The following is a 22,230-nucleotide window of genomic DNA, read 5'->3' as shown; positions in this document are numbered from 1 at the left end:
CAATATGCAAACAAAAAACTCTCTTTCAATTAAGAAAGAGAGTCCTATTTTTAGCCCTTTGTTTAGAAGGTAAATGTCAATCCAATTTGGAAACTTGAGTTGAAACTATCGTTATCGTACCAATAATTGTCCCAAAAATAGTCATCTTTATCTACTACGCGAACCACACCTTGTCTCCATCTTGCTTCTACTCCCAACTGTTCTGTCAGTTGATAACCCACCCCCAAGTTTAGCGTTAAATCCCCATAAAAGTCTGTTTTACTTCTTCCTTGTGTCATCAGTGCTAGTCCAGGCCCCACATGTACATTGAATTTATTAAAACGGAATTTATTAATTACGTTGATATCAATATAAGCCAAGTTTACATCTTCTGAATGGGAGTAGTTAACTTCATCATTATGCCAGTGGTTATTCCAATTAGAGTTTCGAATGTAATCTAAATTAGCATTTTTAGCTCCTTGCATGGTATAATTCAACTCTGGTTGTAACGTATAAAACTTCGCTAAGTGGATTGGAAATTGCACTCCAACATAGAAACCCGCTTTGTAATCCGCTTCTGCCTTAGTAATGGTAGATAAACTCAAACCTCCTCTAATTCCAGGAGTGAATTTCTTTTGTGCATAAGTGCTCGCAGTAACTCCTAAAGCTACGCACGTAATTAGTAGTAATTTTTTAATCATAAGGTATATATTAGTTTTCTAAAGGTGTTAGCTGAATTTCTAAAGGGAAATTCTCGTGTTTTATTTCCAATACTTCCCCTTCTTTCGTTGCATAGTTAAATACAATTTTTGGTTTTCTAGCATTTGCCGCAATTACAGTTGTAACATCTTCTTGTTGATTGACAACCACAAAAGCCTTCTTCTTTTTGTATGTTCCGCTATAAACTGTTGTATTGCCTTGTGTTGCTTTGCCCGTTAATGCATAGGTATCTTCTACTAAATAGCTAAAATCTTTAGCTAAAAAGTTGAGAATTATCTTTTTATCCAGATCTGGCATCACGTAATTAATGGTATACGGCTTGTCTTTGTAAATCGAGAAATCGAAGAGGGTATTCCCGAAATCAGAAGTCAAAACGACACGGTGTACTTGTTCATCCATGCGCTTGACAACTAATAAGCCACTCACTTCTTTTTTGAAGATCTGAATATGAGCGCGAAAGATGTGTTCTTCACCAATGGTAGCAAAATAGTTATTGACTACGGTGTACGTGCCTTTGGTGTAGTCTTCTTTGTTTGTAACAGGACCTTGGTAACTCTTACATGAAAACAACAAAACAGCGACTAAGCTAGTTAGTAAAAGCCTTTTCATCTAATTTGCTATTTATTTTTTTATTGCTGAATACAATACGGGTATAATCTGCTGATGGTTCAATCAATTTCACCTCTGAAACGGTGTTCTGTCCTTCGTCAAAATACAGAACAATCTCACTGATGTACTGCGCAATTTCCTTACTCAACGGAACTAATTTAGCAATACGTCTGTTTTTATTCTTAAAATACGTAATGGTAAATTCCTTGTCATCAAACATATTACCACTGATACTTCCAACAATCAAAGTATTGATTTTGGCAAACTTCTTATTGTTTCCAACATCTATTTTATTCTTTTTTCCTTGATCGTTAATTGTGATTTTATTATCAGCAAAGGCAATGCTATAAGCGAAGGGACTGGTGTATTTCCAGAGTAATTTATTGGGAATACTCAATTGCATTTGTCCTTTCGATTCAATTTCTTTGGACATGAAACTCATGTTTTTGTACTGTACAAAATCAGTCGAAAGGGTTTTTATATCTTTAGTGGTGCTGACAATTTCCTTTTTGAATGTATTTTTTTCATCACTTGTCATGGCTTTTTCTTGACTAAACCCCATCAGAGTGGTTCCGAGAAATAAAGCGGTAAAGATTATTTTTTTCATTGTTTTCCTTCGTTTAAGAACTCTACTAAATTAACCATTTTATACTTCTCTTGCTGCAATTGTTTTAAAAGTCTTGCTAAGGCTTTTACTGATCGTTCACTTGTATCATGTAGAAGCACAATAGATTGTTTGTCTATTCGCTTGTATATGCGGTTATAGATTGCTTTCTCATCCTCAATCACCGTATCTAGTGAGCGATTACTCCAACCAATCACACGATGTTTGGTTTGACGAAGTGCTTTCGCAATATGTGGATTGGTGATTCCAAAAGGTGGTCGATAAAAAGGTGTTTCGATGTGAAGAAACTTCTGCATCACTGCCTCGCATTTTTGTATTTCTTCTTTGACTTTTGCTGTGGAGAGGAATCCCATCGTATTGGGATGTGAATAGCTGTGATTGCCCATCGTATGTCCTTCGGCAAGGATTCGTTGTGCAATTTCAGGATATTGTTCGATTTGTTTACCAATACAAAAAAAAGTGGCTTTAGCTTGATATTGCTGCAACAAATCTAATACTTCTAACGTATGTAGAGTAGGCCCATCATCAAAGGTGAGGGCAATGGTTTTGGGTTGAGGATTTGGGCTTTTAAAGACTACGGGAATAAAGAATCCCAAGCGGATATCAAAAACACCCCAACTAAATAACCCTATAAAAAATAGCAGTCCTGGCAGTAACCACACAAGAGATAGGCTATTATTTACAACCAAATAAAGCACTACAACTACGTAAACAACGGTTAGACCAAGGACTATTTTTCTCAACATTTTTTCAGCAATATAAAACTGTAATCTTTGTCCTGAAATTGATTGTAAAGGAGTATATACTGGATTCCATCTTCTTTTTTCATTCGCTCAGCAGCTAATAATAAGCCAAAAGACGAAGCCGTATGATGGTGACCCACGTATTCTTTATACGTTACAATTTCCTCTTGATTCCATGTGTTATATACCTCATCGAAATACTGTTGATCTACGGGTAAATCACAACTTCCTACAAATACAAGATCGATATCTTTCGCAATCAGACTATTTTGTTTCAAAAAGTCCACTAAACTGGTCTTTGTTTTTGTATTGCTGATGTGTATATCAACCAATTCTGCATAACTCGTTTGGGTCTGGTGTTGATCCAATACAAAAAAGGTAGCTCCTTCACCTGTATTAATCCCTTTTTCAAAAACCGTATCAGCCGTATTGACTAATTCCGCCACTTGCTGATTGATTATGGTTGTTTTCCCTACTTCATCAATACCGCCAATTAGAGCATTTTCCACTTCTTCTGCTTTAATTTGCAAGAATCCATCGAGTAATGCTGATTCAAACGAACTGTTTTGATGTACATAGGTAAAATTATATCCTTTACATCCTAAGTGTAAGGCGATTTGCCCTCCAACGGTATTATGTGTAGATTGAATAAAAGACGTAGGCGTCAAATAACTCTCGTTATTTTCTAGCAGCAGTTCTAAGAATTTTTCTGAATCCACTAAACAACCTAATCCTGTTCCGGTAATGATGGCTTGTGGAACTGCAATCTGAGCTTCTTCTAGTGCAAAATGAGCGGTATAAATTCCCATTTTTACTCCTTTTGCCATTCTTCTTACCATCGCAGGGGCAATCAATTCTTTATATGAAGGTTGATGTGCTTCATTTACCCCTTGTTCAATTTTTTTAAGTGATTCAACAGTAAAATTACGGGTTTGTTCTTGGATTGAAATAGAGGATAATCCATTGATATATACCTTTTTCATCTGTTATGCTTTAGTAAAAATAATCGTTGAACAATTTCCTCCAAATCCAAAAGAATTAGACATAACCGCTTGAATTGGTTTATGTAAGGTCTCTTTTTGCGGTACAAGTGTTAATTCTTCCATCGGTGTTGTATGGTTCAAATTGGCAAAAGCCACATTGTGTTGTAGAGCTAAAATACTGTAAACCGCTTCAATAGCACCTGCTGCTGCTAATGTATGACCTGTGAAAGGTTTAGTAGAGCTAAATACAGGAGCTTGAGATCCAAAAATACGCTGAATCGCTCGTCCTTCTGATAAATCATTATTTGGTGTTGCTGTTCCATGTGCATTGATGTAGTCAATATCTTTTTCTTCCAGATTTGCCATTGTCAATGCTTTTTGCATGGCTAAAAATGCTCCTTCTCCATCTTCCGAAGAAGCCGTTTGATGGTAAGCATCATTGGCATTCCCATAGCCAGCAACCACTCCTAAAATTACTTGATTGCGAGCAAGAGCAACATCTTCACGTTCTAAAACAAGATAAGCTGCTGCTTCGCCTAAATTCAAGCCTTTTCGATGCTGATCAAAAGGGGTGTTATCCGTATCAGATAGAATCATCAACGTATTAAAGCCATTTACGGTAAACTTAGATAAAGCATCTGTTCCGCCTACAATCACGCGATCTAATTTACCTGCTTTAATCATGCGACAGCCCATCATTAGGGCGTTGGCCGCAGAAGAACAGGCGGTACTAATCGTTGAAACATAGCCTTGTAATCCTAAGTAATCGGCAATTTTCTCCGTTGAATCTCCAGCTTCTTGACTGGATACGTATTTTCGAACTGCAGCATCGGTTTGAAAGGATTGATAATACTGCTCTATAAAATCCATTCCACCTACCGAAGTAGAAGATATTAATCCTGTGCGAACAGCATTAATATCTTGTATATCGGCTTGCTTTACCGCTTGTTTTGCTGCATAGACACCTAATAAAGCTGTTCTCGTATAGTTATTTTCTTCGGGTATATGTAGTTGTTGAATCAATTCCTTTGTAGTGCTTTTGACTTCACCTACTTTGATATGATCCTTGTGAATGGAATCAAACAAGGTTAAAGTTCCCACACCTACTTGATGAGAGAGCAAAGCACGATAATTTTCTTCAACGGTTTGACCAATTGCAGAAATAATTCCCATACCCGTAACGACTATACGATTTTGCATATTTATTTTGTTCTATTTGCTGAAATATACGCTGCCATTGTTTCAATCGATTGAAAAATAGCTCTTCCTTCTTTCGGATCACTTAATTTGATTCCGTAGTCTTTATCCATCAATACGATTAATTCTAATGCATCAATAGAGTCTAATCCTAATCCGTCTCCAAATAGTGCGTCTGTATCTTGAATATCATTGATTTCGATGTCTTCAAGATTTAAAACGTCAATAATTTTCGTTTTTAATTCTGTTTTTAAATTTTCCATTTCAGTTAAAATAAATGCTTAATATTTTCTATTGTATGAGGTACTTGTCCATGTTTTTCAACCCTATACAAGACCAATTCATATGCTCCATTTAAATAATCTACCCAACCACAGACTACTTTTACAGCGCGCTTCGTTTGCAGGGCATACGTTGCATAGTTGTGCATCATTACTGTATCGTAGGTTGGTGCCATAAAAAAGGCATTTTCCCCTTGTAAGCGGTGTCTAATGCTTATTTCCGCCAAGCAGATATTTGCTAAGGTATACACGAATACAGCTGGACTAGGGTAACAAGTTTCTGGATCAGCAATGGATGCGCTGTGTTTTAAATCCGTATCCAAGCTGGAAGTTGAATTACTCAAAAAGAGTGCAGTATCATAGGAAGGTTGTTCCATCGCTGCTGATTTCAACACCATTTCTGCACCGATAAAGGCCAATTTACTCAACATATCCATTTTAAAAAACTTGGGGTATTCCATTGTTTTTTCTTTGTATATGCGCTTTAAAAATAGGGCTAAATCCGCAGACTCCTCTGCTTGCGCAGTAAAAATGACTTCGCCGTTTACGACTAGTTTTCCTGCCTTAATGGTACAATAATCTGTGATATAAAAAGTTTCTTCCTTCATCTTCTACCTACTTTTTACTGAGAATTAATGCTGTATTTGATCCTCCAAATCCCGATGCCGTTTTCAAGGCTATTTGCAAAGGTTGACTTTCTTTTGCAGTCGTGATATTCACCGTTCTTGACACTCCTAATTGCTCGAATCCCTTGGATACAATTAATTCATTGTGTCTCATACTTTGCATGAGCATCACCACTTCTAATAACCCTGCAGCGCCTAAAGTATGACCAAAATATCCCTTTTGACTGTGGATGGGTTTATGTGACAACCTTAAACGATCAAAAGCGATGGCTTCCATTTCATCATTATAGGCCGTAGCTGTACCATGTGCACAAATACAATCGATTTGATCTGCGGTAACTTGTGCTTCATTTAGGGCTTGTTGTATGCTTAAAAATAAACCTTCTCCTGTACGGGATGGTCCAGAGATGTGATTGGCATCTGCAATAGAGGCTTCTCCAATGATTTCAAATGATTCGCCTTCTACTGCTGTTGTGCTGAGGTAAACGGCGGCTGCTGCTTCACCAAGGGTTACCCCTTTTCGATTTGCATCAAAGGGTTTACAAGGTTCTTCGCTCATCGCTTGAAAGCTAGCAAAACCTGAGACTACAAAAGGCGTTAATTCATCTCCCGCTACAACATAAGCCTCATCAAATTGTTCCATCTGAATTAGTCGTTTGGCAACGGCAATGGCTAAAATACCAGAAACACATGCATTACAAACGACAATGGGTTGTGTAGTCAATCCAAAAAAATCAGCCACTCGTTGTGCCGCTTGATTGATATCCGCTTCTTCTACTTTTCCTTCTGCTAAAGCAGCAATATTTCCCTTCGTTGTAGAAACAACAAAAGCCGTTTTAGCTGTAATTGTTTCTCGACTTACTATCGGTTTGAGCGTACTAATTAACAGGCGCTCAAAACGGGTAAATGGAACTTTACCTTCGCCAAGCGTTTCTGCTTGTTCACCAAGCCATGCATCGGCAATTTGCCCTGCATAAAAATCAGTCATACACCCTAATTGGTCTATTTTTCTAATTCCTGATTGCTGTTGTTGTATTGCCTTCCAATTTTGACTTTGACCAAATCCTATTGAACTGAAACACTCTGCTTTATTGATGTAAACCTTTCTCATGCTTCTGTCAATCCTAATTTGGCTTTCCATTCTTCATAGAAAGGCGGTATCGCTAACGACAAGTTATTGGCTTGATCTAGGAAAACTTGTGTTGTTTCTCCTGTACAAACCACTTGGTCTTGATCGTTTAAAATCTTGAATCTAAATATAATTTTTGCAGCAGGACTTGCTACATAGGTGGCTTGAATTCGAATAACATCTCCGTACTTCAATGTCAGTTTATGCGCACAAGAAGAGGCTACAATTGGCGTTACATACCCCGCTTGTAGCATATCTAAATAGGAAATGCCATATTTTCTACCAAAGGCTTCTCTTGCATCTTCAAAATACACTAAATAGTTACCATGCCAGACAATTCCAAGAGCATCTGTTTCGTTGAATCGAACTCTAGTTTCTACTTCAACGGTAAGTTCGGAAACTTCTTTATAAAGATCTTTTTTTCTTATCATAAAACAACGCTATTGAGATCAGTACTAAAGCAAACAAAAGTAGCAAAATAATCTCATTTCTAATTTCCCATAAACTACCTTGTCTAAGCAAAAGGGTATAGTACCCTTCCAATCCCCAATTCATCGGTGATATTTTAGCAATATACTGCATGAGGGTAGGCATTGCAAAAGTCGGTACCCAAACGCCACTCACGGCTGCAAGAATAACAACAAAAGTAGCCCCAAAAGGAGAGGATTGTTCTTGTGTTCGAGCGATTGTCCCAAAAACAACCCCCAATGAGATGGCTGATAAACCAATACACAAGGTCAATACACTTAGATTAAACAATTGATTCCCAATTGTAAAAGGTAACAAACCTAAGGAAGGGAAAACAAATTTTCCCACTCCCAAAATCAAATAAAATTGCAACAAGCAAATTACGAGATACGTAATAATTTTGCCTGCCCAAAGAATACCCATTCCCGTTGGAGCGGTATACAATCTCACTTTAGTTCCTTGATTTTTTTCTTTGACTAAGTTCATAGCAAAAGGCACAATGATGAAGAAAATAGCAAATAAAGACCAAGCGGGTACATTGTGTTGCACTGCATTCGGTTTTACTTCATGATGTAAATCAAGGGGAGATATTTCTTTAAAAGCAAAAAGTGCTTCTTGTTTCAACAATGTACTAGTACTGTCTAAGTCTAATTGTGAGGCAAAAGCACCATAGATAAACTTATTTTCAGTCTGGGTTACTATCCGATCAATAGCTGCCTTTATTCCCTCTTTATACGCAATTTGCAAAGCTGGATCAAAATACAACACCACTTCTTTTTGCTTAAATAATGGTTTTTCTTTTGGTTGCGTTCTTGTGTCCCCCAATTGGAGTACTTCCTCTACATTCGCATCAATATAGCTTTGAATCTCTTGTGTCAACTGTTTTGGAATCACAATGGCTAATTGATAATCCCCTTTTAAAACCGCATTTGCTGCTCGTTCTTCCGTCAAAGGTTCCCCTTCTAAGGTGGTAATTATTTCAAAACTTCCCAATGCATGAACCTCATCAAAGATTGCTTGAGACACTTCGTCGTTATCGTGATCAATAACCAACAACTTCAATCGTTGATTGGTTATATTTTCATAGGTATTATTTTGAATCAAGGTCACCACAATGACCAAAAATACAGGCATAATGAATAAAACTGCTAAACCACCTAGATCTCTAGCCAACAGTTTCACCTCTTTGCGGATAGTCATGAGTAATTTATACATTGTCCTTCAAATTTATCCCAGTTAACTGCAAAAATGCTTCTTCTAAATTCGCCGTTTGCGTCTGTGCCATCAACGCTTCACTTGTTCCCAACGCAAATACTTTTCCTGTATTGATAATAGCAATCGATGTACACAGCTCCTGTACTTCATGCAAATGATGAGAGGTATAGATAATCGTTGTTCCTTTGGCATTGAGTTCCTTCAAAAAAGAAACAATCAACAAGCGAGATTGTAAATCAACTCCAACAGTCGGTTCATCTAAGAAAAGAAGAGTAGGCTCATGTAAAATACCTGCAATGAGGTTTACCCGTCTTTTCATTCCACCAGAAAAGGTGTCAATTTTTTTATGTGCAAAGGCTTCTAAACCTAAATAAGCTAAATAGTATTGTATTTTTTGTTTGAGTTCTTTTCCTTTTAACCCATACATACTTCCTAAAAACATTAAATTTTCATAGGCTGAAAGGGTAGGATAGAGGGCGTATTCTTGTGGAACAACACCAATAATACGCTTGATTTCTTTTTCGTTTTGTTGGTAGGTTTTACCATCTATTTGGACTAGTCCCGAAGTAGGCTTTATCAATCCATAAAGCATGGATAATAACGTTGTTTTACCTGCTCCATTTGGGCCTAATACGCCAATAAAATCTCCCTTGTAAATTTGCAAAGAGACATCTTCAATAGAAAAGAAATCCGCTCCTTTATATTGTTTGTATAATCGTTGTATATCAATGACAATGTCTTTCATTACAAGGCTTTTTTGAGCTTTTTAAAGAATTGTTCTTCTCGATCAGCTAAAACGTGGAGCTCCTTAGCTAAACTAAGGTACACATCCTCTCCATTTTTGCGCTTTTTATACACACGGGCCGCATTTACGGCGAAATCTCTCCATGCATCGCCTATGGATGTCATTTCAGTGGCAAACTCGTTTAAAACGGGTTTATTGATCTTTTTAGCCGCTTCTTGAAGAAAAGCAGCATAGATAAAGCGAAATCCACCTCCACCCGTTCCAATTTCCTCTTGCATACGCACCATTTGTGCTAAGAAGTGATTGGCTTTAGGTACGCCGTGTTTTTTCGGCCATTTTACAATGGCTTTGGCTACCATTCGCATACCGCGTACGCCAACAATAGGTACAGGAGCAAGCATATCATTACACGTTTTTTTAATCGCCTTGACAATAGCCTTTTCCCAATCTAATTGTTGCGGAATAGCAATAGGATAATAAATCTGCCCTTTAGGAGCAAAGGCTCCTTGAGCAAATCGCACTTTTTCTAGTTCACTCGGAGTTAATACGGTGGTCGTAGCCATAACAGGATCACTCACTAAAAAATTCCCCTCTTTTTTACCGTAAACAACTAAATTATGTGCATTAAAATGAAAGCGATACTCTTCTGGAAAATAGGGTAAATGATAAACCCCTACCTGCAGACCACAAGGAATTCCTTGCTCAATCTTCGCTTCTAATTCGCGTTGTGCTTTTTGTTTATCGTTGAATTTTATGCGTTTTATTTTTAATCCTAAACGCTTCGCTAAACGATTAAAAATTAATCCAGGCATTGGTCTGTAACTAATAGCTGGAGCATGATTTACTTTGATAAAGGGCAAGTAAACAAAAAACAAACCTGAACCAATACCAAAAGCCATGGGTTCACTGATTTGAATACCTTGGTTACTCAATAAATTTGAAGCTACACCATTTTCACAATGGGCAGACTGTTTGTGTACAAAATCTATCTTCATCTTATTTGCCGCTAAATGCTTTTAATTCCGCTACGGAAATATCAAAGGCATCAGCATATTTTTGTAGTACTTTCGTACTTAATTTTTTAAAAACATGAGGTTTAAAGTGTCGCTTCACGCGCCATCTCCACAACGAAACATAAGCACTTAACGTGGGTAAATCCATGCGATTTACTTCCATAAAGTACACAATTGGACTTACCAAACCATTTGCTACTTGTGTTTTAGCTTCTTGAACGCGGACATTAATTCCCGCTAAAGTTGCTTCTTGCACAATCGTTTTGGTCTCCCAACCTGAACTCAACGCCGTAACATATTCCCCTTTTTCATTTACGGCATAACACAACTCTTGAATGTCATTATTCTGTAAACTACTTTTATCTTGTGGTACTTCAGACTCTTTCATCACTTATTGTTTTTGTAAAAAAAGGTTGACCTCTGCTCTCAATAAAGTTTGTGTCTCTATGCGAGTTGTCACCTCAATCAGGCAGATTGAAAAATCATCTCCATCCATACGAGAAATTAGCTTGCCCTCGGTAAAAAGAACATCGTCAACTTGGGGTAATCCCAAGATTTCGACTTTTTTCATGGCACTAATAAATCCCAGTACGTTGACATTTAGACGTTCTTGGTGATTCTCATCAAAAAAGAACGTTTGCCCAACAATTGCAGAACAAGTTTGAGCTGCATTTTCCATTAATCCAGCTTCACAAAGGATCTTATTTTCTACAAAAATATTATCTTCTTTCACTCTAAATCGCGTAGCAACACTATCGGTATTGATTGCTGTAATAATATCTACCATCAGCATTGGAGCGCGATGTGGCAAATAATTTTGTATTTCAATTACTTTAGTATTGACCATATAGAATTAAGATTGTGCCAGAACGGTTTTCATCTGTCCTGTTGCTATTATAATATCATTACAAGTTGTCGTCAATTCGACAAGGGTAACCCCCATAAACTCGTGTAAAATTTGAGCTCTCGTGATGAGCTGATCTCCCACTTTAGGCAATTGCGTAATTTCTATCTTTTTTATAGAACCAATATAACCTGTTGGCGCAGCTTTATCTTTCAGGTAATAAGCATATCCTGTATGTAATGCTACTGCCTGAGCCATGTGTTCAATAATACCTGGTTCTTGCATATATTCATCGGCCACACAAAGGTTATCCCTTTGAATAGACAAACCTGCTTCAATAAAATCATCTCCAAATTGATATAACGCATCAACCATAACTATTGGTGCACGTTGAGGAATTAAAGTTCCCACCAATTCTTTTGCTATCAATTCTCTTTTTTCCATGACTAAACTACTTTTAAATAGGCATAAGCATATGAAAATCGTCCACTCTCTGGAACAGATAATAAAATACGATCTCCAGACTTTAATTGACCAGAATTCATTAATTCTTCAAACATCAAATAGATGGAAGCAGAACCCACATTTCCTACGTGTTTTAGATTCATAAACCATTTGTCTTTGGCAATTTCAATTCCCGCTTCGGCAAATTTGGTATATAAACCGTCCACAAAGTAATGAGAAGATACGTGAGGTAAAAAATAATCAATATCATCTACTGAAATCTTATTTTTTTCCAAGGTAGCTTTCATACTTTCTACTCCTTTATCTAAAATATTTTCGTTTAATATTTTTACGTCTTGCTTCAAAGCGAATACAGATTCTGTTAACCATTCTTGTGCTGCATAATCGCTCCATGGCTTGATGCTTCCATCAGCTAATTTATCTCCCCCTGCATACATGCAAGCTTCTAATTCAAAAGCATACGAATAATAATCCATCCACAAGATTTCAACAGATCTTTCTCCTCTTGGTTGATTTTCCAATAAGAAAGCCCCACATCCATCCGACAACATCCAACGTAAAAAGTCCTTTTTAAAAGCAATAATAGGGGTTTCCTCTAAAGTCTTTAAATTCGCTACTTCCTCTTCAAACTTCTCTGATTTCATCCAAGTTGATACGCGTTCCGAACCTGTACAAACTGCATTTGCTGCTGTATCTGCTTTGATTGATAAAAAGCCAAATTTTAAGGCATTCATTCCTGAACAACACACACCAGAAGAAGAATTTAATTCTAATGAATTCGTTTTCATTAATCCGTGTACCATAGCTGCGTGTGACGGCAATAAACTATCGGGTGTTGAAGTTCCACAAGATAGTACTTCGATTTGGGATAATGCAAAATCAGTATCACATAAAGCTTGAATAGCTTCAAACGTTAATTGCGCATTGGTATGCGTTATTTTTCCTTGTTTTGTTAGCGCGTAATATCTCGTCTGAATTCCGTTATTTCTCAACACAATTCGACGTGCTTTAGACGCTTGTTGATCTATTTTTCCCAATACCTCTTCCATTTCATCATTGGAAATTGGAGCATTGGGTAAAAATTTTGCGGCTTTGGTTATAAAAACTCTTCCCATAACGTTTACTTTATTCCTTGAAAATACAATTTATCCCGTTGGATTTTTTTGTATTTCAAAGGATACAAAAGGATATGTATTAAATGTACAATTGGTGAAATCAACCAAATAGCAATGAATAAATACACATTGAAGCACTTTAATAAAAAAGGTCTTCGCTGTGGACTACTTTTCAAAATCAATGAAGACCAAATACCAAAAAGGCGATTGGCTTTTCGATCCATTGACACCAAAAAATGGCGTACTTCTACTGCATCTTGTTGAATTAACTCTTCTTGTAATCCTTGATAATTAGTACTATATAAATATTTTCTTATTGTGTCGCCAAATCGCTTACTCGCCAAAATCTCTTCTGGTGCAATCCCTGGCTTTGGTAATATTCCATAAACCTTGCGTTGTATTCCAGAGAACATCCAGTCTACAATCGTAATTACGCTTACTAAATTAATATTTCTATCCACAAGTGCAACATTGCCAACCAATATACCAGATACGGCTTGAATTTGCTTTTTTAATTTCTCTTGTGCCATAATCCACATGTTTCGACTTCCACTAACTGTCACAACAGGTGTATTCGCTAGTAGCTGTTTCGCATATTCGCTTTTCATGAAGGAATTAATGGGGATAGAAGGCGTTAAATACCAAACTTGGTAACCAAGTATAACTAAATCGTATGTAGAAGCTAAAATAGCCTCAGAAGGCGGTAAAAGGGGCTGTTCTATTTGTTTGAACGATTCTGGAAAAGCCTCAAAGAAATCTGCTTTTTTCCAAGGAAAAGCATACGGCTTTTCAAGTTCAATATCATACCACGTTACATCAATTGCTTCATCCTGAACGAAAGGACTCACCAATTGATCTAATACTCGCTTTAACTGTCCAGATTGACTATAGTAAATAACTAATACACGTTTCATTGTCTTTTATTTAGTTTGGGAGGGTTGTTCCCAAAAGTCATAATAATTGAACCATTGTAAGGGATATTTTTTTACTATTTGCTCTACACTACCACAATACGATTGAAGCAGGTGTTGCGCATCACGGTGTTTTACTTCTGCTCGTCGGGTATATAAATGATAGTGTAAATTTTGCTCTTTCATTACATATACATAGGCGACCGGCACTTTCATACGCGATGCTATACTGAAGGGGCCAGCGGGAAATAGAGCTGATTCCCCTAAAAATTCTTCTTGTAAGGTTTTACTACCAGGAAAAAATCGATCCCCAGTAAAACAAATGATTTCATTATTAGACAAACAAGTATTAATCTCAAAGATATGAGACATATCCTCTCTTACAATAATAAAATTCAAATTCGTTTTAATCGAAATTTGATCAAAATATGCTTTAATAAATGTGTGTTCTCGATCTGTTGTAACCAAGTTAATTTGGCAGTCAAAATCGATATCGGCAAAGAAATATTCAGCAACTTCAAAATTGCCCACATGGGCGCTAATTAAAATGGCTCCTTTTTTTTCTGCTAATAATTCTTTTAGAATTTCAATCCCGTCAAAATCATACGTAAATCGATTGCGTAACCCGATAGAAATTGCTGTTTTATCAATTAGTACCTGACCAAATCTAAAATAGCTGGCATACATCATGACTATTGATTTCAATACCGAAAATCGATGTCTACGATGAAGATAATAATAAAGGGCTCTATTTGACTTCCAAGCGGTAATAAAATAGTAAAAAGCTACAAATATCAGCACGCTATAAGCCGTTCTGATACCGAGCTTTTTTATACATAAAACGAAAATTTTATACCCGAGTAAATTACCTTTAGATTTTCCTTGCCATTGAGCCATTGGTCATCTTACTTTTGTGTAATCTTGCGTTCAATTAAATCATAGAAATCTTGAAAAGTAACAATAGCTGTAAAATCAGCTTCGACTAATTTAACGCCGAAATTTGATTCAATCAATACCACTAAATCAACATAATCTAAACTATCTAAATTTAAGCTTTCTCTTAAATTATTTTCAGCTTCAATTACCTCTTGATCTACTTCAAACTCCTCAACTAAAATTTGATTAATTTTTTCAAAAATCTCTTTATTATCCATGTATCAACTATATTTTTTTAACTATAAGGGCCGAATTGGTACCCCCAAATCCGAAAGAATTGGACAAATATATATCAAATTTTTTATCTAACGTTTTTTTAACAATATTAAGTCTATTGGAGTCTTCATCGCCAACTTCAAAGTTCTTATTTGGACTAATAAAATTAGCATTCATCATCAGGGTGGAATAAACCACCTCACTCGCCCCAGCCATCCAGCATTCATGTCCTGTTAAGGACTTCGTTGAGGTAACTTGTGGCATACTATCCTTGAACACCTCATAAATAGCTTTGGCTTCATTAGCATCTCCTAATGGGGTAGAAGTTGCATGTGCATTGATATAGCCTACTTCATCCACAGCAATACCAGCATTTTCAATCGCTCTACGCATTGCTGTAGCAGGGCCAACCACATTGGGTGTTGAAATATGTCCTCCATTTGACGAAAAGCCATATCCAATTACTTCAGCAATAATAGGTGCTCCACGCTCCATGGCAGACTCATAGCTCTCTAAGATCAACGTTGCACCTCCACCACTGGGAACCAATCCATTTCTATGGGCATCAAAAGGGCGAGAAGCCTGAGTAGGATCTACTCCTTCTTCTGCGAATACACCTAATCCATCAAAACTAGCCATTGCAAAAGGATTGATTTCTTGAGCACCGCCACAAATCACAATATCTTGCATCCCACTTTTAATCATAGCGAATCCTAAACCGACGGCATGCGATCCACTCGCACAAGCAGCACTAATGGTCATATTCACTCCTCTTAATTTGAAAATGGTCGATAAATTCATCGTTACTGTAGAATTCATCGACTTAAAGATGGCACCAGAACCAATTAAAGCCGTATCTTTTTTATCTCTAAAAATATCCGTTGCTTCAATTACCGCTTTAGACACGCTATCATTACCATATAGGATTCCGACTTCGCGTTGTTCTAAGAAGTCCATGCTAATTTGTGCATTTTTCAATGCTTCCATTGTAGCTACATAGGCATACTCTGTTTCTTCACCTACAGAAAGCCTTTGTCTGCGATTTAAATCTGCTTTTAAATCAGGACGCGGTACCATACCTGTAAAGGCAGAACGAAATCCCATTTCATGTCGTTGTTCATCGTATATGATTCCAGATTTCCCTTCATACAATGATGTTTTTACCTCGTCGAGATTCAATCCTAAACAAGAGTAAATGCCCATTCCTGTAATAACAACTCTTCTTTCCATCCAGCGTAGTTATGAATAAATTCCACCATTGATATTAATCACTTCACCTGTAATATAGCCTGCTTTATTCGAAGTTAAAAAGCCAACTAAATCTGCTACTTCTTCTGTTTTACCAAATCGATTAGCAGGAATTAATTTTACTAATTCTGCAGCATCTAAATTGGCTGTCATATCTGTCTCAATAAACCCAGGTGCAACTGCATTGACTGTAATATTTCGCTTCGCAACTTCTTGTGCTAGTGCTTTTGTTGCACCAACAATGGCAGCTTTTGCTGCTGAATAATTGGTTTGTCCTGGTGTTCCCTTCATTCCTGAAACAGATACCATATTGACAATTCGTCCATATCGATTTCTCAACATCTTTTGAATGAAAAACTGTGTCACATTATAAAAGCCATTTAAGCTTGTTTGAATGACCGTATTCCAATCTTCATAAGACATCCACATAAACAATCCATCTCTTGTAACTCCAGCGTTATTTATAACAACTTCTACTATAGCTGTTGGATTATTTTCCACCCATTTCGATAAAACTTCCGTTACTTCTTCATTTTTACTCACATCAAATCGAAGAATCTCTCCAGTTGCTCCTAATTGTTCAACCTCACGCAACGTTTCCAACGCTTTTTCTTCGTTGGATTGATAATTAATCAAAATGTGATAATTCTTTTCTTGTGCTAAACGCAAGCAAATCGCTTTACCAATTCCTCTAGATCCACCAGTTACAATCGCGGTTTTCATTCGTTCTATTTTAATTATATAATTCTACATTTTTATACCATTTGTTTGTAAATAGATTTCCATTTACATCCAAAAAGCCCCATTTTTTTTTGTATTTAACGCGGACTAATCCATCATGAAATCCTTTGTCCTTAAGCTGAGGAGAGAATAAATGTGCAGTGATTTTATATTGAGCAGGAATTACAATTTTACCTGTTCTATCTATAAAGCCCCATTCTTTAAATTTGACTCCGGCTAAACCATCCTCACTAAAAGGCAAAGCATTTTCAAAGGTAAACGCAATTTTTTGTTTTCCTTTTTCATCTATATATCCCCAATACCCATTTTGCTGTGCGGGTATCATTCCTTCTTTTAATGGACCTAAATTATCGTACTTAAATGGAAGAACAACTTCTCCTTTATCATTAATGATTCCAAACTTTTTTCCTTGTTTGACAATAATGAAATCCGGATTTGAGCTATTGACCACATGATCAACAAATGGAATGGCTACTAATGTTCCTTGCTTCCACAAATACAACTGATCATCCTGTTTGACCCAAGTTAATCCATTTTCATACTTACCTACGCTTTGATAGATAGGCGCAATGATTTCTTTTCCTTGATAATCAATGATTCCCCATCGTTTGTCTAGCGCTACTGACGTATAATCAGCAGTAAATCGTTTGATAACCTCGTACTTAGGTTCTACAATAATTGTTCCTTGGCTATCGATCAATCCTACTTTTTTCTCTACCCTGTATATCGATGTTCCTTTGTAAAAACGATACTGTCTAGCATCCATAGTCGATCCTAAGGATAGTCTTTTTCCTTTTTTATCAATAAAAAACCATTCCTTATCCACTTTTACTAAAGCCAAACTAGAATTAAAATCCTTTGCCTCATCAAAAGTTGGTTCAATTACCCAATGCCCTTGTCGATCAATATATCCCCATAAAGCACCATTACTTACGCAAGCTAAATCCTCAGCAAAAGAATTGGCTCCAACATATTTTGGAGCAATGGCATATTCACCCTCCTTATTCAAATAACCAAAGAGTTTATTCTCTCTGACTAAGGCTAATTCTTGAGCTTGTACTAAGCCAGTACCCAAAAGCAGCAATAAAACAAGATAAATACGCACCATAATATTAAGCTTTTAAATATTCTTTAATCTGTTGTAAATACGGATATAAAGCCTGATCATCTGAAAATTCAGGTATAATCTGACGAATTTCTGTATACCATTTTTTCGTCGTTTCAGAAACCTTATCCTTATAAGCTAAAGCATCAATTGCCTGAACTAAAGTTAATATTTCAATCGCCATAACTTCGAAGCTATTCTCAATTAACTTATCACACAATACTGCTGCATTCGTTCCCATACTCACAATGTCTTGATTGTCATTGTTATTTGGAATACTGTGAATGTACATCGAAGTAGCTAATGCTTGACATTCCGCAGTAGTAGAAGTTGCTGTAAATTGCGCTCCTTGCATACCAAAGTTAAAGCCAAGTTTTCCAAGATTGACAAAAGGCGGCAATAGTTCATTAATTTTAGCATTGAGCAAATAATTCAATTGGCGTTCCGCTAACATCGTCAATCGCGTAACCACCAATTTTAATTTATCCATTTCCAACGAAATATAATCTCCATGGAAATTTCCACCGTGATATACCTGTTGACTCTTAACGTCAATAACAGGATTATCATTGGCTGAATTCATTTCATTTTCAAGAACTTTACCCACTTCTTGAATGGTATCGTATATAGGACCCAAAATTTGAGGAATACAACGAATGGAGTAATACTCTTGTACTTTATCTTTGAAGATTTCTTCTTGATTGGTACCATTATATAGGTGTTCCTCTCTTTTTTTAATCAACTGACTATCTTGTAAATTTTGACGCATTTGCTGGGCAATATATTGTTGTCCTTTGTGCAATTTAGCCTCGTTTAGTTCAGCAGATAAGTGATCGTCATAAGCAGCTACTAGTTCATTGATGGCACAAGCAATTTTCACCGACCAATCCAATAAAATATGAGCTTTATTCCAATTTAAAATACCAATCCCCGTCATGACTGAAGTACCATTCATCAAAGAAATTCCCTCGCGGATACTAATGCGCATCGGGGTTACTTTTTCAAGTTCAAATACTTCTTTTGTACTTCTGCGTTCGCCTTTATAAAAAACTTCACCTTCTCCTATTAATACCAAAGCCAAATGAGCCAATTGAACCAAATCTCCACTTGCTCCAACTCCGCCATGTGCAAAAATTAGAGGAGTAATTTCCTTATTCAATAACGTTTTCATCAACTCAATAACCTCCAAATTAATTCCAGAATAACCTAAAGAAAGTGAATTCAAACGCGCTAAAATTGCAGCGCGAACTTGCTCAATGCTCAAGGGGTTTCCAATTCCAGAAGAATGGCTTCGAATTAAATTATATTGTAATGCAACACATTCTTCATCTTTAATACGATATTGGGCCATAGGACCAAATCCTGTATTTACACCGTAGATTACTTTATTTTTCGCATAATCTTTTAAAAAATTAAAACTTTCATCTACTCGCTCTTTTAACGCTGGAGCTAATACTAATTCTTGTTCAGTCTTTAGATATTGTATGAAATTTTCTAAAGATAAGAAACCATTCAACGTGTTCATTAACTTGGTATATTAGTTATATTTGTATCATAATTTTATGCTCATTCATTTTGTGCATAAAACTGAGGCAAATTTAATACTATTAACATAATAAATAGCAAACAATGTCAATTGAAAATGTCGATGTTCTAATAATTGGAGCAGGTCCATCTGGAAGTGTTGCAGGCAGTTACTTACACAAAATGGGCGTAAATGTTAAAATTGTAGAAAAAACAAAGTTTCCTAGAATTGTTGTAGGGGAAAGCTTAATTCCTCGTGTTATGGATCATTTTGAAGCTGCAGATTTGCTACCTGCATTGAACACCTACAATTTTCAACCGAAACCAGGAGCGCGATTTATTCGAGGAAATGAAATCTGTATTTTTGACTTTAGCGATAAATTCTCTACAGGTTGGGATTGGACTTGGCAGATTCCTCGTGCTGATTTTGACAAAGCTATTACGGATGAAATGCAGCGCAAAGGCATCGATATTCAATTTGAAACAGAAGTAACCCACGTGCAATTTGAAGGGACAGATTCAATAACTACCCTTCAAGATATTGACGGAAAAGAATCTCAAATTCGCGCTAAATTTCTAATTGACGCTAGTGGATATGGGCGTGTTTTACCGCGTATGCTTCATTTAGATGCAGCATCAAAATTAAGCCCACACTCGGCAATTTTCAGCCATATTATAGATGAACGTAGACCTGATGGAGTAGAAGGAACGCAAATTTCTTTTGACATACTAGAAACCAAAGTTTGGCTTTGGGTCATTCCTTTTTCCAATGGAAAAACAAGTGTGGGAATTGTAGGACCTACAGATTATATTGAAAAATTAGGTCATACATCGACAGAAGCCTTGCAAAATGCCATTAATCTGTCTGATTTTTACATCAATCGCTTTGGTGGATTGCCTTTTGATTTTGAACCTAAAAAACTATCGAATTACTCTACTAGTGTATCAAAAATGTTTGGAGAAGGCTATGTATTAACTGGAAATAGCACAGAATTTTTAGATCCTGTTTTTTCTTCTGGTGTTTGTTTTGCGACTGAATCAGGTATGTTAGCAGCTAAATTAGCTCATAGAACACTACAAGGAGAAACTGTAGATTGGCAAACAGAATATGAAGATTATATGAATGAGGGGATTGATGTTTTCACCACTTATATTCAAGAATGGTATACCGGAAACTTACAAGAATTATTTTTCCACCAACCTGAAAATGCAGACGTGAAACGCAAGATATGTTCTGTTTTGGCCGGTTATGTTTGGGATAAATCTAATCCATTTGTCTTAAAACACAACAGTGTTATTCGCAATATGGCCCATTTAATTAAGATGGAAAAAGGCATTTAAATGGCCAATCAGCATACAATAATAAAGTAAAGCCTCGTCCGATGGACGAGGCTTTTTTATTTAAAAAATAGCCCGTGAAAGAAAAAAAATAGGAACTATTATCCAACTATTACTATTGAATTTTTCCTTTTATAAAGGGCTTTTTTTGATCCAAAAAGAAGCAGTTTTGAGTAAAAAATGTAACCTATATTTTTATTTTTTTCCCTTATAAAAGCGCTTTTATTTCCCTTACTTCTGACCATATCAACCCAAATAATATCGGTTAAAATTTCATTTTTGATGCAAAAAATGAGCGCGTAAATGCTCTATTTTTCTTTTATTTATTTCCTTATTCTGGGTGATTTTTATCCCAATTAAACGAAAAAACACCAGGTAATTCTTACTAGGAGCTAAAATGTTTCAAGTACAAAAAAATCAATAAATACTTGATTTACAATATACTAACACTTATCAACAAGGTTCTTTTTTAAAGAGGCTAATTCACTGATAATGAAGGAAAACTAAATCAACAGTTTTTGTTGATAAGTATGGAAAGAATAGAATAAGTATTTTTTGTTTTATTGAAATAAATTACAATACAGCACAAAGTAAGAGTTGTGCAAATTTATTTTTTAGATTCTATTAGCTAGATATCCATACTCCATTCACCACTTATCAACAGAAATACACACCCCAAGTTATATTAAACAGGCTGTTGATAACGGTTATTAACCGTGTTAATAAGATAGCTATTAAGCTATTTTCAAGCGTTTTAAGAAATGATAAGCTGTTAATAAGTTTTTATAAGTCAAATCTGCAAATTCTGGCTTAAAAGTTATTGTACATATTAACAAACAATATAATAGAGAAGTTTTTTTTTAATTTTTAAAAAGATTTTAATTCTATTATTTATAGTGTTGATAACGTTGATAAGTCTAAATTTTTCTTCCTTGTTGTTTTTTGTTGTTGAATGGTCTTTTTGAAAAGATTTTTATTTTTTTTGCGCTCTGTAGTTTGCGTATATTTTTTTACTCGGCCAGAAGATAGGTATACGAAAATTAAAACGAGGTTTTCTTATTTTTTTTCGCGTTGTCGTTGGCCTAAAAAAAGGGAGCTGTACTTTGATGAAGAATATTTAAAATGTGAGGGGATTGTAACAAAAGGGAAGATGGAAATTTTGCCTTGTATTTGGCGTAAATATTTTTGTGTTGGCCTTGGATTGAAATACAAAAAATAAGAGCTGTTGTTTTTTGATGCTTTGTCTAAGTTGAACTTGTATTTATTTTTTTAGACAGCTTGTATTTGGCGTAAAAATTTTTGTGTTGTACTTCGTACGAAATATAAAAAATAAGAGCTGTTGTTTTTTGATGCTTTGTCTAAATTGAACTTTTATTTATTTTTTTAGACAGCTTGTATTTGGCGTAAATATTTTTGTGTTGGCCTTGGATTGAAATACAAAAAATAGGAGCTGT

At 35.9% G+C, this 22,230-nt stretch carries 25 protein-coding genes; 1 reads left to right on the top strand and 24 read right to left on the bottom strand.

Going from position 1 to position 22,230, the window contains the following annotated elements; all coding sequences use genetic code 11:
• Positions 1–62: 62 nt before the first annotated feature.
• From AWV75_RS10745 to AWV75_RS10630, 24 genes are read right to left on the bottom strand one after another with little or no spacing between them, the layout of a single operon-like run.
• Complete coding sequence (locus AWV75_RS10745) at positions 63–680, bottom strand: outer membrane beta-barrel protein (RefSeq protein WP_060874365.1); 618 nt, start codon at positions 678–680, stop codon at positions 63–65.
• 10 nt (positions 681–690) lie between these two features.
• Positions 691–1,308 (bottom strand): hypothetical protein, encoded by a 618-nt coding sequence (locus AWV75_RS10740; protein WP_060874364.1) that lies wholly within the window; start codon positions 1,306–1,308, stop codon positions 691–693.
• Complete coding sequence (locus AWV75_RS10735) at positions 1,286–1,915, bottom strand: LolA family protein (protein ID WP_060874363.1); 630 nt, start codon at positions 1,913–1,915, stop codon at positions 1,286–1,288. The genes AWV75_RS10740 and AWV75_RS10735 overlap by 23 nt, the downstream gene beginning before the upstream one ends.
• Positions 1,912–2,679: a polysaccharide deacetylase family protein gene (locus AWV75_RS10730; protein WP_060874362.1), complete on the bottom strand. Its 768-nt coding sequence runs from the start codon at positions 2,677–2,679 to the stop codon at positions 1,912–1,914. Before AWV75_RS10730 ends, AWV75_RS10735 begins: the two co-directional genes overlap by 4 nt.
• Entirely contained in the window at positions 2,673–3,659 is a 987-nt protein-coding gene (locus AWV75_RS10725; RefSeq protein ID WP_060874361.1) for a beta-ketoacyl synthase N-terminal-like domain-containing protein, read from the bottom strand. Before AWV75_RS10725 ends, AWV75_RS10730 begins: the two co-directional genes overlap by 7 nt.
• Positions 3,660–3,662: 3 nt before the next feature.
• Positions 3,663–4,859 carry a beta-ketoacyl-[acyl-carrier-protein] synthase family protein gene (locus AWV75_RS10720; protein ID WP_060874360.1) on the bottom strand — a complete coding sequence of 399 codons (1,197 nt, stop codon included), beginning with the start codon at positions 4,857–4,859 and terminating at the stop codon, positions 3,663–3,665.
• A gap of 2 nt (positions 4,860–4,861) precedes the next feature.
• Positions 4,862–5,119: a phosphopantetheine-binding protein gene (locus AWV75_RS10715; RefSeq protein ID WP_060874359.1), complete on the bottom strand. Its 258-nt coding sequence runs from the start codon at positions 5,117–5,119 to the stop codon at positions 4,862–4,864.
• 5 nt (positions 5,120–5,124) lie between these two features.
• A complete protein-coding gene (locus tag AWV75_RS10710; RefSeq protein WP_060874358.1) occupies positions 5,125–5,745 on the bottom strand; it encodes a hypothetical protein in 621 nt (206 codons plus the stop codon).
• A gap of 7 nt (positions 5,746–5,752) precedes the next feature.
• The gene (locus AWV75_RS10705) at positions 5,753–6,874 is read right to left on the bottom strand and encodes a beta-ketoacyl-[acyl-carrier-protein] synthase family protein (protein ID WP_060874357.1); all 1,122 of its coding nucleotides are present in this window, start codon (positions 6,872–6,874) and stop codon (positions 5,753–5,755) included.
• Positions 6,871–7,323, bottom strand: coding sequence for an acyl-CoA thioesterase (locus AWV75_RS10700; RefSeq protein WP_060874356.1), 453 nt, complete (start codon positions 7,321–7,323; stop codon positions 6,871–6,873). The genes AWV75_RS10705 and AWV75_RS10700 overlap by 4 nt, the downstream gene beginning before the upstream one ends.
• The gene (locus AWV75_RS10695; RefSeq protein ID WP_060874355.1) at positions 7,298–8,575 is read right to left on the bottom strand and encodes an ABC transporter permease; all 1,278 of its coding nucleotides are present in this window, start codon (positions 8,573–8,575) and stop codon (positions 7,298–7,300) included. The genes AWV75_RS10700 and AWV75_RS10695 overlap by 26 nt, the downstream gene beginning before the upstream one ends.
• A complete protein-coding gene (locus AWV75_RS10690; protein ID WP_060874354.1) occupies positions 8,568–9,320 on the bottom strand; it encodes an ABC transporter ATP-binding protein in 753 nt (250 codons plus the stop codon). The genes AWV75_RS10695 and AWV75_RS10690 overlap by 8 nt, the downstream gene beginning before the upstream one ends.
• Positions 9,320–10,315: a BtrH N-terminal domain-containing protein gene (locus tag AWV75_RS10685; RefSeq protein WP_060874353.1), complete on the bottom strand. Its 996-nt coding sequence runs from the start codon at positions 10,313–10,315 to the stop codon at positions 9,320–9,322. Before AWV75_RS10685 ends, AWV75_RS10690 begins: the two co-directional genes overlap by 1 nt.
• Position 10,316: 1 nt before the next feature.
• Positions 10,317–10,721: a hypothetical protein gene (locus AWV75_RS10680; RefSeq protein WP_060874352.1), complete on the bottom strand. Its 405-nt coding sequence runs from the start codon at positions 10,719–10,721 to the stop codon at positions 10,317–10,319.
• Positions 10,722–10,724: 3 nt separating this feature from the next.
• Entirely contained in the window at positions 10,725–11,180 is a 456-nt protein-coding gene (locus tag AWV75_RS10675) for a hypothetical protein (protein WP_060874351.1), read from the bottom strand.
• A gap of 6 nt (positions 11,181–11,186) precedes the next feature.
• Entirely contained in the window at positions 11,187–11,621 is a 435-nt protein-coding gene (locus AWV75_RS10670; protein ID WP_060874350.1) for a hypothetical protein, read from the bottom strand.
• A 2-nt stretch (positions 11,622–11,623) separates the two neighbouring features.
• Entirely contained in the window at positions 11,624–12,757 is a 1,134-nt protein-coding gene (locus AWV75_RS10665) for a beta-ketoacyl-ACP synthase III (RefSeq protein WP_060874349.1), read from the bottom strand.
• 5 nt (positions 12,758–12,762) lie between these two features.
• A complete protein-coding gene (locus AWV75_RS10660) occupies positions 12,763–13,671 on the bottom strand; it encodes a flavodoxin (RefSeq protein ID WP_060874348.1) in 909 nt (302 codons plus the stop codon).
• Between the two features lie 6 nt (positions 13,672–13,677).
• On the bottom strand, positions 13,678–14,565 hold the full coding sequence (locus tag AWV75_RS10655) for an LpxL/LpxP family acyltransferase (protein WP_060874347.1): 888 nt from the start codon (positions 14,563–14,565) through the stop codon (positions 13,678–13,680).
• A gap of 8 nt (positions 14,566–14,573) precedes the next feature.
• Positions 14,574–14,822: an acyl carrier protein gene (locus tag AWV75_RS10650; RefSeq protein WP_002988622.1), complete on the bottom strand. Its 249-nt coding sequence runs from the start codon at positions 14,820–14,822 to the stop codon at positions 14,574–14,576.
• A 7-nt stretch (positions 14,823–14,829) separates the two neighbouring features.
• Positions 14,830–16,050 carry a beta-ketoacyl-[acyl-carrier-protein] synthase family protein gene (locus tag AWV75_RS10645; protein WP_060874346.1) on the bottom strand — a complete coding sequence of 407 codons (1,221 nt, stop codon included), beginning with the start codon at positions 16,048–16,050 and terminating at the stop codon, positions 14,830–14,832.
• A gap of 9 nt (positions 16,051–16,059) precedes the next feature.
• On the bottom strand, positions 16,060–16,791 hold the full coding sequence (gene fabG / locus AWV75_RS10640) for a 3-oxoacyl-ACP reductase FabG (RefSeq protein WP_060874345.1): 732 nt from the start codon (positions 16,789–16,791) through the stop codon (positions 16,060–16,062).
• Positions 16,792–16,801: 10 nt separating this feature from the next.
• The gene (locus AWV75_RS10635; RefSeq protein ID WP_060874344.1) at positions 16,802–17,917 is read right to left on the bottom strand and encodes a WG repeat-containing protein; all 1,116 of its coding nucleotides are present in this window, start codon (positions 17,915–17,917) and stop codon (positions 16,802–16,804) included.
• 4 nt (positions 17,918–17,921) lie between these two features.
• Positions 17,922–19,439, bottom strand: a complete 1,518-nt coding sequence (locus tag AWV75_RS10630) for an HAL/PAL/TAL family ammonia-lyase (protein WP_060874343.1) — start codon at positions 19,437–19,439, stop codon at positions 17,922–17,924.
• A gap of 104 nt (positions 19,440–19,543) precedes the next feature.
• Here AWV75_RS10630 and AWV75_RS10625 point away from each other — a divergent pair, with 104 nt between their 5' ends.
• Positions 19,544–20,779 carry an NAD(P)/FAD-dependent oxidoreductase gene (locus tag AWV75_RS10625; protein WP_060874342.1) on the top strand — a complete coding sequence of 412 codons (1,236 nt, stop codon included), beginning with the start codon at positions 19,544–19,546 and terminating at the stop codon, positions 20,777–20,779.
• The last annotated feature ends 1,451 nt before the right edge of the window (positions 20,780–22,230 follow it).

Origin of the sequence: Myroides odoratus (assembly GCF_001549985.1) — a bacterium.
GTDB lineage: Bacteria > Bacteroidota > Bacteroidia > Flavobacteriales > Flavobacteriaceae > Flavobacterium > Flavobacterium odoratum_A.
Note: the sequence above shows the minus strand (reverse complement) of the source record. Positions and strands in the feature narration are given on the sequence as shown.

Bases quoted from the DNA above. Each gene is read 5' to 3' on its own strand.
- AWV75_RS10740 (WP_060874364.1), bottom strand. From the start codon at position 1,308: ATGAAAAGGCTTTTACTAACTAGCTTAGTCGCTGTTTTGTTGTTTTCA.
- AWV75_RS10700 (WP_060874356.1), bottom strand. From the start codon at position 7,323: ATGATAAGAAAAAAAGATCTTTATAAAGAAGTTTCCGAACTTACCGTT.
- AWV75_RS10670 (WP_060874350.1), bottom strand. From the start codon at position 11,621: ATGGAAAAAAGAGAATTGATAGCAAAAGAATTGGTGGGAACTTTAATT.
- AWV75_RS10635 (WP_060874344.1), bottom strand. From the start codon at position 17,917: ATGGTGCGTATTTATCTTGTTTTATTGCTGCTTTTGGGTACTGGCTTA.
- AWV75_RS10680 (WP_060874352.1), bottom strand. From the start codon at position 10,721: ATGAAAGAGTCTGAAGTACCACAAGATAAAAGTAGTTTACAGAATAAT.
- AWV75_RS10625 (WP_060874342.1), top strand. From the start codon at position 19,544: ATGTCAATTGAAAATGTCGATGTTCTAATAATTGGAGCAGGTCCATCT.
- AWV75_RS10655 (WP_060874347.1), bottom strand. From the start codon at position 14,565: ATGGCTCAATGGCAAGGAAAATCTAAAGGTAATTTACTCGGGTATAAA.
- AWV75_RS10690 (WP_060874354.1), bottom strand. From the start codon at position 9,320: ATGAAAGACATTGTCATTGATATACAACGATTATACAAACAATATAAA.
- AWV75_RS10650 (WP_002988622.1), bottom strand. From the start codon at position 14,822: ATGGATAATAAAGAGATTTTTGAAAAAATTAATCAAATTTTAGTTGAG.
- AWV75_RS10725 (WP_060874361.1), bottom strand. From the start codon at position 3,659: ATGAAAAAGGTATATATCAATGGATTATCCTCTATTTCAATCCAAGAA.
- AWV75_RS10685 (WP_060874353.1), bottom strand. From the start codon at position 10,315: ATGAAGATAGATTTTGTACACAAACAGTCTGCCCATTGTGAAAATGGT.
- AWV75_RS10665 (WP_060874349.1), bottom strand. From the start codon at position 12,757: ATGGGAAGAGTTTTTATAACCAAAGCCGCAAAATTTTTACCCAATGCT.
- AWV75_RS10675 (WP_060874351.1), bottom strand. From the start codon at position 11,180: ATGGTCAATACTAAAGTAATTGAAATACAAAATTATTTGCCACATCGC.
- AWV75_RS10630 (WP_060874343.1), bottom strand. From the start codon at position 19,439: ATGAACACGTTGAATGGTTTCTTATCTTTAGAAAATTTCATACAATAT.
- AWV75_RS10720 (WP_060874360.1), bottom strand. From the start codon at position 4,859: ATGCAAAATCGTATAGTCGTTACGGGTATGGGAATTATTTCTGCAATT.
- AWV75_RS10645 (WP_060874346.1), bottom strand. From the start codon at position 16,050: ATGGAAAGAAGAGTTGTTATTACAGGAATGGGCATTTACTCTTGTTTA.
- fabG (WP_060874345.1), bottom strand. From the start codon at position 16,791: ATGAAAACCGCGATTGTAACTGGTGGATCTAGAGGAATTGGTAAAGCG.
- AWV75_RS10745 (WP_060874365.1), bottom strand. From the start codon at position 680: ATGATTAAAAAATTACTACTAATTACGTGCGTAGCTTTAGGAGTTACT.
- AWV75_RS10660 (WP_060874348.1), bottom strand. From the start codon at position 13,671: ATGAAACGTGTATTAGTTATTTACTATAGTCAATCTGGACAGTTAAAG.
- AWV75_RS10735 (WP_060874363.1), bottom strand. From the start codon at position 1,915: ATGAAAAAAATAATCTTTACCGCTTTATTTCTCGGAACCACTCTGATG.
- AWV75_RS10715 (WP_060874359.1), bottom strand. From the start codon at position 5,119: ATGGAAAATTTAAAAACAGAATTAAAAACGAAAATTATTGACGTTTTA.
- AWV75_RS10710 (WP_060874358.1), bottom strand. From the start codon at position 5,745: ATGAAGGAAGAAACTTTTTATATCACAGATTATTGTACCATTAAGGCA.
- AWV75_RS10695 (WP_060874355.1), bottom strand. From the start codon at position 8,575: ATGTATAAATTACTCATGACTATCCGCAAAGAGGTGAAACTGTTGGCT.
- AWV75_RS10705 (WP_060874357.1), bottom strand. From the start codon at position 6,874: ATGAGAAAGGTTTACATCAATAAAGCAGAGTGTTTCAGTTCAATAGGA.
- AWV75_RS10730 (WP_060874362.1), bottom strand. From the start codon at position 2,679: ATGTTGAGAAAAATAGTCCTTGGTCTAACCGTTGTTTACGTAGTTGTA.